This is a genomic window from Comamonas sp. JNW (genome assembly GCF_003105075.1).
Classification (GTDB): Bacteria; Pseudomonadota; Gammaproteobacteria; order Burkholderiales; family Burkholderiaceae_C; genus Comamonas; species Comamonas squillarum.
In genome coordinates this window covers 37,814-51,413 of sequence record NZ_QETI01000015.1, presented here as the reverse complement: position 1 = coordinate 51,413, position 13,600 = coordinate 37,814, and the positions used below count along the sequence as shown (strand labels likewise).

The 13,600-nt window shown below is 65.1% G+C and carries 10 protein-coding genes; 5 read left to right on the top strand and 5 right to left on the bottom strand.

What is annotated here, in order from left to right; genetic code table 11:
* Positions 1-54: 54 nt before the first annotated feature.
* On the top strand, positions 55-531 hold the full coding sequence (gene bfr / locus DCO45_RS18810) for a bacterioferritin (RefSeq protein WP_116927314.1): 477 nt from the start codon (positions 55-57) through the stop codon (positions 529-531).
* Positions 532-903: 372 nt separating this feature from the next.
* The gene (locus DCO45_RS18805) at positions 904-3,102 is read left to right on the top strand and encodes a TonB-dependent siderophore receptor (protein WP_182345226.1); all 2,199 of its coding nucleotides are present in this window, start codon (positions 904-906) and stop codon (positions 3,100-3,102) included.
* 106 nt (positions 3,103-3,208) lie between these two features.
* Here DCO45_RS18805 and DCO45_RS18800 read toward each other — a convergent pair whose 3' ends face one another.
* From DCO45_RS18800 to DCO45_RS18790, 3 genes are read right to left on the bottom strand one after another with little or no spacing between them, the layout of a single operon-like run.
* Positions 3,209-4,183: an alpha-E domain-containing protein gene (locus DCO45_RS18800; RefSeq protein ID WP_021025531.1), complete on the bottom strand. Its 975-nt coding sequence runs from the start codon at positions 4,181-4,183 to the stop codon at positions 3,209-3,211.
* A 54-nt stretch (positions 4,184-4,237) separates the two neighbouring features.
* The gene (locus DCO45_RS18795; RefSeq protein WP_116927257.1) at positions 4,238-5,725 is read right to left on the bottom strand and encodes a circularly permuted type 2 ATP-grasp protein; all 1,488 of its coding nucleotides are present in this window, start codon (positions 5,723-5,725) and stop codon (positions 4,238-4,240) included.
* 59 nt (positions 5,726-5,784) lie between these two features.
* The gene (locus DCO45_RS18790) at positions 5,785-8,469 is read right to left on the bottom strand and encodes a DNA internalization-related competence protein ComEC/Rec2 (RefSeq protein WP_116927313.1); all 2,685 of its coding nucleotides are present in this window, start codon (positions 8,467-8,469) and stop codon (positions 5,785-5,787) included.
* 157 nt (positions 8,470-8,626) lie between these two features.
* On the opposite strand from DCO45_RS18790, the gene DCO45_RS18785 reads away from it, so the two are divergent.
* From DCO45_RS18785 to DCO45_RS18775, 3 genes are all read left to right on the top strand, one after another.
* Positions 8,627-9,088, top strand: a complete 462-nt coding sequence (locus DCO45_RS18785; RefSeq protein WP_021027680.1) for a RidA family protein — start codon at positions 8,627-8,629, stop codon at positions 9,086-9,088.
* Between the two features lie 124 nt (positions 9,089-9,212).
* A complete protein-coding gene (locus DCO45_RS18780; RefSeq protein ID WP_116927256.1) occupies positions 9,213-9,674 on the top strand; it encodes a RidA family protein in 462 nt (153 codons plus the stop codon).
* A 124-nt stretch (positions 9,675-9,798) separates the two neighbouring features.
* A complete protein-coding gene (locus tag DCO45_RS18775) occupies positions 9,799-10,947 on the top strand; it encodes an MBL fold metallo-hydrolase (RefSeq protein WP_116927255.1) in 1,149 nt (382 codons plus the stop codon).
* A gap of 39 nt (positions 10,948-10,986) precedes the next feature.
* Here the strand turns inward: DCO45_RS18775 and DCO45_RS18770 are convergent, their stop codons facing one another.
* A complete protein-coding gene (locus tag DCO45_RS18770) occupies positions 10,987-11,967 on the bottom strand; it encodes a tripartite tricarboxylate transporter substrate binding protein (RefSeq protein ID WP_116927312.1) in 981 nt (326 codons plus the stop codon).
* Positions 11,968-12,097: 130 nt separating this feature from the next.
* Positions 12,098-13,558 carry an amidase gene (locus DCO45_RS18765; RefSeq protein ID WP_116927254.1) on the bottom strand — a complete coding sequence of 487 codons (1,461 nt, stop codon included), beginning with the start codon at positions 13,556-13,558 and terminating at the stop codon, positions 12,098-12,100.
* Between the last annotated feature and the right edge of the window lie 42 nt (positions 13,559-13,600).

Below are 13,600 nucleotides of genomic sequence, written 5' to 3'. Positions count from 1 at the left end.
TCGCAAGGACAATAGCCCCAACACCCGTTAATGACACAAGAGAAGGAGCCCACCATGAAAGGCGATCCCAAAGCCATCGGTTTTCTGCAAGCGCAGCTGAAAAACGAACTCACCGCGATCAACCAGTATTTTCTGCATTACCGCATGTACAAGCACTGGGGTCTGGACAAGCTGGCCAAGAAGGAATACGAGGAATCCATTGGCGAGATGAAGCATGCCGACTGGCTGATGGACCGCATCTTCATGCTCGACGGCCTGCCCAACCTGCAGGACCTGGGCAAGCTGCAGATCGGTGAAGACGTGCCGGAGGCACTGGCCTGTGACCTGCGCCTGGAGCAAGCCGCCCAAGCCACCATCAAGGATGGCATCGCCCACTGCGAAAGCGTGCGTGACTATGTCTCGCGCGACCTGCTGCAAAAGATCCTGGACGACACCGAAGAGCACATCGATTTTCTCGAAACCCAACTGGACCTGATCGACAAGGTCGGCATCCAGAACTACCTGCAGTCCATCATGGGCGAGGTCGAATAAGCCCCGCCTCCAGCAACGCCACGCAAAAAGGACCTTCGGGTCCTTTTTGTTGTATCTGCCGCACAAACCTGCTTGCATTGATGGTTAAACAATAATCATTCACAACTTCTATTACACTGCGCGTTCATCTTTCTTCGCACGCCAGCATCGTTTGTTTACCGATGCCAGCCAGCGCACCGGGTCACCCCACACTGCCATGCTGCGTGCACGACTATCCCTTCGCCTCGCGGTCTACAGGCCGCAGTTGGACGCCTTGGATGCCAGCACCTGCATCCACAGCGCAGCCTCCCTGCATGGCAGCGGTCAGGCCCGGTAAAGCTCAAGTGCTGACCCTTTCAGCGCGCCGTTTTCCGCGTTCAACACCCGATTACCATGTCTGACACCGCTATCCCATCAGCCGCGCCGCGTGCGCTGCACACCGCTTTACACACGGCCATGTGGGCTGCCCTGGCCTGCTGGGGCGGCAACGCATTGGCACAAAGCACGCAACCGGTAACTGCTACGCCGGCAGAAACCACGCTCGCCCCCATCACCGTGCAGGGTGAGACCGAGGCCGAGACAGCCACCGGCCCGGTCAAAGGCTTTGTCGCCAAACGCGCCATCTCGGCCACCAAGACCGACACCCCGCTGATCGAGACCCCGCAAGCGATCAGCGTGGTGACGCGCGACCAGTTTGAAGCCCAGGGCGTGACGACCCTGCGCGAGACCACACGCTATGCAGCGGGCATCAACTCCAGCTATTTCGACAACCGCGTCGACAGCTTCAAGGCGCGCGGCGGCGATGTCAGCCAGTACCAGGATGGCCTGCTGCGCACCTATGGCACCTACAACAACATCAAGGTCGAACCCTATACCTTGGAGCGGGTCGAGTTTCTGCGCGGCCCCTCTTCGGTGCTGTATGGCCAGGGCAGCGTGGGCGGCGTGCTCAACCTGACCAGCAAACGCCCGCTGGACCAGCCCCAGCGCGAGCTGCAGGTTCAGCTGGGCAGCCACAGCCGCAAGCAGATTGCCAGCGATATCACCGGCCCCATCGACGACGACGGGCGCTGGCTCTACCGCCTGGTGGCGGTGGGCCGTGACAGCAACACCCAGGTCGACCATGTCAAGGACGACCGCCTGGTCATTGCGCCGTCGCTCACTTTCAAGCCCTTTGCCGGCACCTCGCTGACCTTGCAGGCCATGTACCACAAGGACAAGAGTGGCTCGATCACCCAGTTCTTCCCCTGGCAAGGCACGCGCCTGTCCAGCCCCTACGGCCAGATTCCGACCAACACCTTCATCAGCGAGCCCAACTTTGACAAGTACGATTCCGAGAACAAGTCCTTTGGCTACCTGTTCAGCCACCAGCTGAACGACAGCTGGACCCTGCGCCAGAACCTGCGCCGCACCACCAGCGAGGTGGACTACCGCACGCTCTACACCAGCTTTGCCGCCAACGCCGCAGCGGGCCGCCCTGCCCGGCCGGTGTTCGATCCCGATGGCCGCACCGTGCAGCGCGATGCCGTCTGGCAGGTCAATGGCGGCCGCATGCTGCTGGTCGATACCCAGCTCGAAGGCAAGCTGCAGACCGGTGATGTGCAGCACACGCTGCTGGCCGGTATGGACTGGCAGCGCAATACCACCAGCCAGGCGAGCTGGCGCGCGCTGGGCACACCGCTCGATGTCTACAACCCGGTCTACGGCTCGTTCACGCCGCCCACGGCATCGCAATTGGTGCAGGCGCCCAATGTGTCGCAGCGCCAGCTGGGCTTCTACCTGCAGGACCAGCTGCGCTGGGGCGACTGGAGCGCCACGGCGGGCCTGCGCCGCGACCATGCCAAGACCGAGACCGAAGGCCGGCCCGCAGCCGCTGCCGACGATTCGGCCTGGACCAAGCGCGTAGGCTTGACCTACCAGGCCGGCGGCGGCTGGGCGCCTTATGTCAGCTATACCGAGTCCTTCCAGCCACTGGGCGGCGTGGACTTTTACGGCACGCCCTACAAACCGCAGCGCGGCAAGCAGGTCGAAGCCGGTGTGAAGTGGATTCCCGAAGGCCGGGGCATCTCGGGCTATGCGGCCGTCTACAGCCTGCGCGAGCAAAACCGCAAGACCAATGACCCGGCCAACCCGCTCAACAGCCTGCAGCTGGGTGAAGTCAAGACCCAGGGCTTTGAAGCCGAGATGACCGCCAGCCTGGCCAAAAGCTGGGACTGGACCGTCGCCTATGCCTATACCGACGCCAAGATCAGCCGCAGCAATGCGGGCGACCAGGGCCAGCGCGTGGCTGCCGTCTCGCGCCACATGGCATCGAGCTGGCTGATGCACCGCTTTGCCAGCCAGGGGCGCGGCGGCTGGAGTGTGGGCGCGGGCATGCGCTACACCGGCTCGCAGTGGTCGGGCACCAGCGCCATCGACACGCCCTCCTCGCTGCTGACCGATGCCATGGTGGCTTATGACAGCGGTGACTGGCGCCTGGCCTTCCATGCCAACAACCTGACTGACAAGGTCGTGATCACACAGTGCCTCTCACGCGGCGACTGCTTCTACGGCGAGCGCCGCAACTTCCTGCTGACTGCGACCTACCGCTACTGATCGCCACCGATCACCTGGATCGCGGGCAGCAAAATGCCCGCTCGGTGGATGCAAAAAAGGCTGCGATGACAACCGCAGCCTTTTGCCTTTCTGGCCAGCCGGACCATCAGGCAGCCACCGGCTCCGTGGTCGCCAGAAAATCCTGGCCAATGCGGCCGCCCAGCGCATGCACGCGCTCCAGAAAGCGCACCAGGAAGGCATGCAGGCCGGTGGCCAGCAGCTCATCGATGCGGCCATACTGCAGCTCGGCCAGGAGCAGGCCGGCCTGGCGCTGGGTTTCGGCCGAGTGGTCGTTGGCAACGGCCTGCAGAATCTGCACCACCTCGTACATGCTGGCATGCAAGGAGCGCGGCATGTCGCGCCGCAGGATCAGCATCTCGGCCACACGCTCGGGCGTGATCACATTGCGGTAGACCTTGCGGTAGACCTCGAAGGCCGAGACGCTGCGCAAGATCGCGCTCCAGTGGTAGAAGTCCGAGGGCTGGCTGCCCTTGCCCGGCTGGTAGGAGCCGTGGTAGTCGTTCTTGACGGCATGGAAACGCACATCCAGGAGGCGGGCCGTGTTGTCGGCCCGCTCGATGAAGGTGCCCAGGCGCAAGAACAAAAAGGCATCGTCTTGCAGCATCGTGCCCGAGACCACACCGCGCGAGAGGTGCGAGCGGTGCTTGACCCACTCGAAGAACTTGGCCGGATCGGTCTCGAACTTCTTGGCCTTGAACAGCCGGTTCATATCGAGCCAGGTCAGGTTCTGCGTCTCCCAGGCCTCGGTGGTCAAGGCGCCACGCACGGCACGCGCGTTCTCGCGCGCGGCCAGCAGGCAGCTGTAGATCGATGAGGTATTGGTCTCGTCGCGCACCATGAAGTGCAGCACCCCATCGAGGGTGATCTCGTCATGGCGCTCATAGTAGGCAGGCAGCAGCTCGCTGATGGACAGCACGCTTTGCCAGGCCTTGGTCGCTGCGGTCGCGGACTGCGGCAGCATGGAGGTCTCGTAGCTCACATTGAGCATGCGGGCTGTGTTCTCTGCCCGCTCGGTGTAGCGGGACATCCAGTAGAGGTGATCGGCGGTTCGGCTCAACATAGTGACATTCTTTCGCTAGGCAGATGGATGGCTTTCAAACAGGAACCTCCGGGTTCACTGCTGCATGCCATCCCATTCGCTGTAATCGTCCTCCGGGCCGCGCAGCACCCAGGTGTCCTTGGTGCCCCCGCCTTGCGAGGAGTTGACCACCAGCGATCCATCCTTGAGCGCCACGCGCGTGAGGCCCCCGGGCACCATCTGCACCTCCTTGCCGCTCAGCACAAAGGGGCGCAGATCGATGTGGCGCGGCGCAATGCCGCTTTCCACATAGGTGGGGCTGCTCGAGAGGCTCAAAGTGGGCTGGGCGATATAGCCATTGGGCTTGGCCTTGAGCACCGCGCGGAAGGCCTCGATCTCGGCGCGCGTGGAGGCCGGGCCGATCAGCATGCCGTAGCCGCCAGCGCCATGCACCTCCTTGACCACCAGCTCATCGAGGTGGTCCAGCACATAGGCCAGGTCATCGGGCTTGCGGCACATCCAGGTCGGCACGTTCTTCAGGATGGCCTCTTCGCCCAGGTAGAAGCGGATCATCGCCGGCACATAGGGGTAGACCGATTTGTCATCGGCCACGCCCGTGCCCACTGCATTGCAGATGGCCACATTGCCCTTGCGGTAGGCGCGCATCAAGCCGGCGCAACCCAGGGTGGAGCTGGAGCGGAAAACGGTGGGGTCGAGAAAGTCGTCATCGACACGGCGGTAGATCACATCCACCCGCTGCAGACCCTGCGTGGTGCGCATGTAGACCACATCATCGCGCACCAGCAGGTCCTGGCCTTCGACCAGCTCCACGCCCATCTGCTGGGCGAGGAAGGCATGCTCAAAGTAGGCGCTGTTGTACATGCCCGGCGTCAGCACCACCACCGTGGGGTTGTTGGCCGCCTGGTTGGGCGCGCTGGCACGCAAGGTGTCGAGCAGCATATCCGGGTAATGCGCCACCGGCGCCACCGCATGGCTGCTGAACAGGCTGGGAAAGAGGCGCATCATCATGCGGCGGTTTTCCAGCATGTACGACACGCCCGAAGGCACCCGCAGGTTGTCTTCGAGCACATAGTAGGTGCCGCTGCCGTCCACCTCGGCTGCGCGCACGATATCGATGCCGGCGATATGCGCATAGGTGTCCAGCGGCACATGCACGCCCCGCATCTCGGGCCGGTACTGGCTGTTGTCCAGCACCAGGTCGCGCGGAATGATGCCGGCCTTCAGAATTTCCTGGTCGTGGTAGACATCGTGGATGAAGCGGTTGAGGGCGGCCACGCGCTGCACCAGGCCCTTTTGCATCTGGGCCCACTCCTGCGAGGGGATGATGCGCGGGATCAGATCAAAGGGAATCAGGCGCTCGGTGCCCGAGCCGTCTTCGTCCTTTTCGCCATAAACCGCAAAGGTGATCCCTACGCGGCGGAATATCAGCTCGGCCTCCTCGCGCAGGGCCTGCATCTTCTCGAAGGGCTGCAGCTGCAGCCATTTGGCATAGCTTTGGTAGTGCGCTCTTTCGGCACCTGCTGCATAAGGCAGGCCCTGGTACATCTCATCGAACTTTTGCATCGCAAAATCCTTTCTGGCACCAGCAGCTTAGCAAGTTTCGCGCCACCCAAAACTAAGTACTAACCTTCATCAAGAATTAGTGCTTGATTTGTTTTGTTAATATCCAATATGCCGCTTGTCTGGCCCTGCTGGGCAGCCTGGTGGCGCCAATAGCGCGGCCGCTTTTGCCGCTCGCACAGCAGCGTCTGGGGCTGGTCGGAGCGCCAGTGCGCCGCACCGCAATGGACCGTGTTGCGCAGCACAATCTGCATCTCTTGGTAACGCTGCTGCACCCGCGCAGCCGGGTGCCTGAAGCGGTTGCGGTAGCCCGTTTGTGCCACCACCCAGCGCGGGAGCACCGCCTCCAGCAGCGGTCGCGTGGACGAGGTGTTGCTGCCGTGGTGCGGGGCCAGCATCAGATCGGCGCGCAACACCGACGGCTCGCCCGCATAGCGCTGCACCAGCGCCCCCTCCTGGGCCCGCTCAATATCGCCGGGCAACAAGGCGCTGGCCGCATGGCCGCCACGCGCGGCCGCCTCGATGCGCAGCACGCAGCTGTGGGCATTGCCCGAGCTATCCCTTGGAATGGAACTGTCTGTGGCACCCAGCTCCTGCGCCCCCGGAAACAGAACGCTGAAATGCACTCCATCCCAGGTCCACGTCTGGCTCGCAGCACAGTCTTGCCAGGGCGCTTCGGCAATGCCCAGGCGCTGCCGCTCATAGGGCAGCAGCGAGCCCAGCACGCCCACCGGCTGGAGCTGCTCCACCACCGCCTGGGCACCGCCCGTATGATCCACATGGGCGTGGCTGAGCACCAGCAGATCGAGCCGGCCGCTGTCCAGCCCGCGCACGCCCATCGCCCGCATTACCGGCACCACCACCCGGTCGCCTGCATTGCTGCCAGACCCGTACAACGGGCCCGCGTCATACAGCAGGCTGTGCCTGGCCGTCTGCACCACCACCGCCTGGCCCTGGCCCACATCCAGCGCCCAGAGCGCAAACTGGCCATGGGGCGGCCGCAGCGGCTGCCAGAACAACGCGGGCAGCAGGCAAGGCAGGCCCAGCAGCCGCAGGCGCCAAGGCCAGGGCAGCACCAGCCAGATGCCCCCCAGCACGGCAACGAACGCTGCCCAGCCCGGCGCTGCGGCCAGCCACAACGCGGCATGGGGCCAACTGGCCAGCCACTGCAGCGCCACCATCAAGGGCTGCAGCGCCCAGGCTGCGGCCGTCCACAACGGCGGCAGCACGGCGCCCAGCAAGGCCAGCGGCGTGACCACCCAGGTCACCCAGGGGATGGCCAGCAGATTGGCCACAAAGCCGACCAGCGACACCTGGCCAAACAGCAGCAGGGACAAGGGCGTGATCGCCAGGGTCACCACCCACTGCTCGCGCAGCAGCTTGGCGGCGGCAGCGCAGGCGCCGCGCAGGCCGCGCTGCGCCCTGCCCTGCTCGGGCAGCGCAGCGCTGCGGCTGCTGCCCCCTCGGTCGGATGCAAACAAGATACCGACTGCCAGAAAACTCAGCCAGAACCCCGCCTGCAGCAAGGCCATGGGCTGGGCCAGCACCACGCAGACACAGGTCAGCAGCCAGCGCATATGCCAGGGCCATTGCCGGCCAGTCGATGCCAGCGCGGCCACCACCACCAGCATCAGCACCGTGCGCTGCGCGGGAATGCCCCAGCCGCTGAACAGCGCATAGAGCCCCGCACACAGCACCCCGCCCCACAAGGCCACATGGGGTGCCGGCAGCCACAGACACAGCGCCGGGCTGCGCCGCCAGGCCATGCGGATCAGCGCCGCCGCCACCCAGGCAAACAAGGTGATATGCAGGCCCGATATCGCCATCAGATGGGCCACGCCGGTGGTGCGGAACACGCGCCAGTCCTCGCGGTCAATCGCACGCTGCTCCCCGGTCACCAGCGCCACCAGCACGCCGGCGATGCGCGCCTGCTCTGCCGCCTGCGCCTGGCCCGGCGGGGCAAGGCGCTGCACCATCGCATCACGCACCGCCTGCCGCCAGCGCTCTACCACATGGCCTTGGCCGGAGGCCAGCAGCTGCGGCCCCTGGGCCTGGCCGTGGCGCACATAGCCGCTGGCCTGCACGCCCTGCTCCCACATCCACATCTCGTAGTCAAAACCATGCGGATTGAGGCTGCCATGGGGGGCACGCAAACGCAGCGGCAGCCGCCAGCGCTGCCCCGCCTGCAGCAGCGGAAGATCAGCCTCTGCCGACGCAGGCGGCTCGGGCGCCACACCCGAAAAAGCCCGGTGGTCGGCGCGGTACCAGGACAGGTCGATCAGCGGCGGCACTGCCACCGGCGCACCCTTCTGCCCGCCTTGCCCAACCTGCCAGGCCTGCCCGGTCTTGAGCCGAAAGCGCTGGCCGCCGGTGATCGGCAAAGGCATGGCGACGATGACGCCCTCGACCTGCAGGTCTAGCCCTTCCAACGCTGGCAGCAGCTGCTTTTGCGCCTGATGGGCGGCACGCATGCCCGCCAGGCCCAAGGCCAGCGCAGCGGCAGCCAGACAGCACAGCGCGCGATCCAGCCACGGCAGCGGCCCGCGCCAGCGGCTCAGCAGCAAGCTGGCCACGGCCCCCAAGAGCGCCAATGCCGCGTACTGCCAGACAGGCGCCAAGCTGGCCTGCTGCAGTTGCAGGGCCGTACCCGCCAGGATGCCCCAGAGCCAGGCCGCCGGTCGCCAGTAGCCCGCCCAGCCCGGCCCCACACTGCGCTGGACTGCCCGCTTGCAGGAAGAGGTCTCCATCATCTCCACATGCTAGGCAGCGCTGCCTGCAGGTCCGATCAGGGCTTGCCCTAGAGTTCGCCGGCGCCCCTCTCAGGCGACATGGGAAACGGCGCCCTGGCAGGGCATTTGTGCCACACTGGGCGCTTTGCCCCGCCTCCACTTTTGAAAGGACTCCATGAGCGTTTACGACAAACTCCAGGCCCTCGGCATCAGCCTGCCGCCACTGGCGGTGCCCGCTGCCGCCTATCTGCCCTATGTACAGACCGGCAACATGGTGTTTTTGAGCGGCCATATCGCCCGCAAGGATGGCAAGCCCTGGGTGGCGCAGTTTGGCCGCAACATCAACACCGAAGAAGGCAAGCTCGCAGCCCGCGCGGTGGCCATCGACCTGCTGGGCACCTTGCAGCATGCCGCCGGTGGTGATCTGAACCGTGTCAAGCGCGTGGTCAAGCTGATGAGCCTGGTCAACAGCACCGGTGACTTCACCGAGCAGCACCTGGTGACCAATGGCGCCAGTGAGTTGTTCGCCGAAGTGTTTGGCCCTGAAAAGGGTGCCCATGCCCGCAGCGCCTTTGGCGTCGCCCAGATTCCGATGGGCGCCTGCGTCGAGATCGAGCTGATCGCCGAACTCGCTTGACACCTGCACCACGCGATGCGGCGCCCATGCCCTGCGGGTATGGCGCCGCATTGTTTTTGCATGCCACCGCAGTCGGCCATGCCTCTAAGATGCCTGTCTTCTACCCAGCAAGGACAACACCGGCATGAGCATCTACGACCAACTCAAAGCACTGAACATTGAACTGCCGCCCGTGCGCACACCGGCTGCGGCTTACGCACCGTTTGCACAAACCGGCCAACTGGTCTTTATCAGCGGCCACACGGCCAGCAAGAACGGCCAGCCCTGGACCGGCAAGCTAGGCAAGACCATGGACACCGCCGAAGGCCAGCAGGCAGCGCGCGCGGTCGCCATCGACCTGATGGGCACCTTACAAGCAGCAGTCGGTGGCGATCTGAACCGGGTCAAGCGCATTGTCAAGCTGATGAGCCTGGTCAACAGCACGGAAGACTTCACCGAGCAACATCTGGTCACCAACGGCGCCAGCGAATTGCTGGCCCAGGTGTTTGGTCCCGACAAGGGGGCGCATGCCCGCAGCGCCTTTGGCGTCGCCCAGGTCCCCCGGGGCGCCTGTGTCGAGATCGAACTCATCGCCGAAGTGGAATAAATCTGTTGATTAATCAATAGATTTTTCGCTAAATCCCTACAAAAGCCGCAGCCATGCGGCTTTCTTATGGGCGCCGTATCATGGCAATCGCTTACCGCATTCCCCTGCCTGATTGACACACCCCATGCAAGAGCCCCACCCCGCGTCCTCCTCCAGCAACACCACCCGCGGCAACGGCGGCTTTCAGCGCCTGCGCAGCGGCTGGCTGGTGGCCACTGCCTGCTCATTGGTAGCCTGCGCCTCCACCCCCGACGAGGACAGCCAGCGCCGCTACCAGGCATCGCCCCAGTATTCCTCGGCCGACAAGCGCTTTCAGAACCCGCCCAACCCGGCGGCCAAGCCCCATGCCGGCGGCTTTCAGATCTGGTCGCGCTTTTTGTTTGGCGACAAGAGCGGCACCACTCCGCAGGACAGTATTCCGGTCCACACCGTCACCCCGGCGCAGCTGCAAGCGCTGCCCACCGATGCCAACCATGTGATTCGGCTCGGCCACTCGTCGCACCTGCTCAAGCTCCAGGGCCAGTATTGGCTGATCGACCCGGTGTTTGGTGAGCGCGTATCGCCGTTCAGCTTTATCGGCCCCAAGCGCTTCCACCCCACGCCGCTGCCCTTGCAGGACCTGCCGCCGATTGCCGGTCTCATCCTGTCGCACGACCATTACGACCACCTGGACGAGCCGACGATCAAGTTCCTGCTGGGCAAGGTCGAGCGCTACTTTGTGCCGCTGGCCGTGGGCGCGCGCCTGCGCGACATGGGTGTGGCGTCCGAGCGCATTGTCGAGCTCGACTGGTGGCAGCAGGAGCAACACGCCGGTGTCGAGGTCACCGCCACGCCCAGCCAGCATTTCTCGGGCCGCACGCTCAATGACCGCAACAGCACGCTCTGGGCATCCTGGGTGCTGCAAACCGGCGGCCAGCGCATCTACTACAGCGGCGATACCGGCTACTTTCCCGGCTTCAAGGCGATTGGCGACAAGTTTGGCGCGATGGACCTCGCGCTGATGGAAAACGGCGCCTACGACGCCTACTGGCCCTCCGTGCACATGACACCGGAAGAAACCATCCAGGCCTTTACCGATGTGCGCGGCCAGGTGCTCTACAGCGTGCACAACAGCACCTTTGCGCTGGCCATGCACGGCTGGCGTGAGCCGCTGGACCGGCTCGCGGCGCTGGCGCAGCAGCAGGGCATCCAACTGGCCACGCCAGAAATCGGCGAGGTGCTGACCGTGGGCCAGCCGCGCAGCAACAAGCAGTGGTGGGAAGCGCTGCGTTAAGCGCTTTTTTTCCCTACGTCAGCACCGCTCGCCCAAGACTTACTCCACCTCGATCTGCGCGCGCTGCGCCACATCGCGCATCAGCGGCAGCTCGCGTTCCACCCGGGCCTGCAGCGCACGGCCATTGCCCCAGGCGGGCGTCAGGCCAATGCTTTCGAGCTTTTGCTGGGTAGCGGGCTGGGCCATCACATCGGCCAAGGCAGCTTCGAGCTTGGCGCGCACCGGCTCGGGCAGGCCAGCAGGCGCCAGGAACGCAAACCAGGTGCTCATGTCAAAACCAGGGTAGCCGCTTTCGGCCACGGTCGGCACCTCGGGCAGCAAGGCCAGGCGCTGGGCGCCCAGCGCGGCAATCGGCTTGATCTTGCCGGCCTTGATGAGCGGCGTGGTCGCCACCACGGTGTCCACCGCCAACTGCACCTGGCCCCCCATCAACGCGGTCAGGCTCGGTGTGCTGCCGTTGAAGGGCACATGCAGCATGCGCATGCCGGTTGCCGTCTTGAGCATCTCGCCGGCAAAGTGCACCGACGAGGCCGGGCCGAAGGAGCCGTAGGAAAAGCGGTCCGGCGCCGCCTTCGATTGCGCCACCAGGTCCTGCAGCGATGTGGCCTTGACGGCATTGTTCGCCACCAGCACCAGACCCATGTCAGCCACCAGGCCCAGCATGCTGAAGCTGCGCATCGGGTCATAGGGCAGCGCCTTGCGCACCACCGGGTTCATCGCCAAGGTGGAGCTGGCACCCAGAAACAAGGTATAGCCATCGGCAGCCGACTTGGCCACCTGGCCGCCCGCCACGGCCGTGCCTGCCCCCGGCCGGTTCTCCACAAACACCGACTGGCCCAGTTTGTCACTGAGCTGCGAGGCCAGCAGCCGTCCCAATATATCCGTGGCCCCGCCGGGTGCAAAAGGCACCACCAGCTTGATCGCACGGTCAGGGTAGCCCTGCGCCAGCACTGGGCGCCATGCCAGGCCGGCAGCGCCTGCGGCCAGGTAGGTCAAAAAGCGGTGACGGGATATCGGCATGGACATGGGATCTACCTTTTTTGCGGAAAACGAGGGCAAGGGAGGGATCAGACAGGCGTTGCAGCAACGCCTTCCTGGGTGGGAGCGCAGCCTTAGAAGACGCGCCGGGTCAACGATCTACAGCGTGCTGTCAGCCCAGCAAAGGGCTGCGCACCCGGGCATGGCCGCTGGCCTGGTCATAGGCATGGCCGATTTGCAGCAGCGCCTTGTCCGACTGCGTGGGCCCGATGATCTGCAGGCCGGCAGGCAGCCCGTTGGGGCCAAACCCGGCCGGTACCGACAAGGCCGGCAAGCCCGCCATCGTGGCGCCCACCACCGTCTGCATCCAGCGGTGGTAGGTGTCCATGCTGCGGCCGCCCACGGCATTGGGCCAGTCCAGCTCGGCGTCGAACGGAAACACCTGCGCAGCGGGCAGCACGACAAAGTCATAGCGCTCGTACAGGCGGCGCAGCACCTCGTACCAGCTGCTGCGCACCTTGGCGGCGGCATAGATATCCATGCCCGACAGCGCGCGGCCGCGCTCCATCTCCCACAGCGCCTCGGGCTTGAGCAGCGCACGCTTTTGCGGGTCGTCATACAGCGCCGCATTGGCGCCTGCCACGCTGAAGCTGCGCAGATCAATCCAGGCGCGCCACAGCTGCTCCAGGTCAAAGTCGGGCAGCACCTCATCGACCGTGCAGCCGATGTCGGCAAAGGCGCCCAGCGCCGCGCGGCAGGTCTCGAGCAGGCCCGGCTCGGTGGGCAGGTGCCCGCCCAGGTCACCCAGCCAGGCGATCTTGCGGCCCCGGAAATCGCGCTCCAGGCCCTGGCCCCAGTCCTGCGCGCCTTCGCTGCGGCGCGTGAGCGGCAAGCGCGCATCAAAGCCCGCCTGCACCGACAGCAGCAAGGCCAGATCGGGAATATCGCGTGCCATGGGCCCGGCCACGCTGAACTGCTGGAAGAACACCTCATCGCCCGGGCCATGCGGCACGCAGCCCACGGAGGTGCGCAGGCCGTAGACATTGTTGAAGGCCGCCGGCGTGCGCAGCGAGCCCATCATGTCCGAGCCATCTGCCACGGGCAGCATGCGCAAGGCCACCGCAACGGCTGCACCGCCGCTGCTGCCACCGGCCGAGCGGCTCTGGTCAAAGGCATTGCGGGTGGTGCCGTAGACCGGGTTGTAGGTGTGGCCGCCCAGGCCAAATTCCGGTGAATTGCTGCGCGCCACAAAGAGCGCTCCGCCCGCGCGCATGCGCTCAAAAATCACCGCATCGCTGCTGCTGACCTGGCCCTGGAAGATCGGCGAGCCCTTGGTGGTGACCATGCCGGCGGCCGGCGAAATGTCTTTGGGCGCCTGCGGAAAACCGTGCAGCGGCCCGCGGCTCTTGCCCTGGGCCAGTTCGGCATCGAGCTGTGCGGCTTGGGCCAGCAGCGGCTCGCACGGCATGGGCGCGACCAGCGCATTCACCTGGGGGTTCAACCGGTCAATCTGGCCCCAGAAGGCCTGCAGCACCTCGGTGCAGGACAACTCGCGCCGCTGGATGGCTGCCGACAGCGCCACGGCGCTCAACTCGACGATGCTGTGGTCGGCAGGAACAGGCTGGGATGGCATGGAATGTATGTCTCTTGGATGTCAGAAAAATCCAGCATAGGC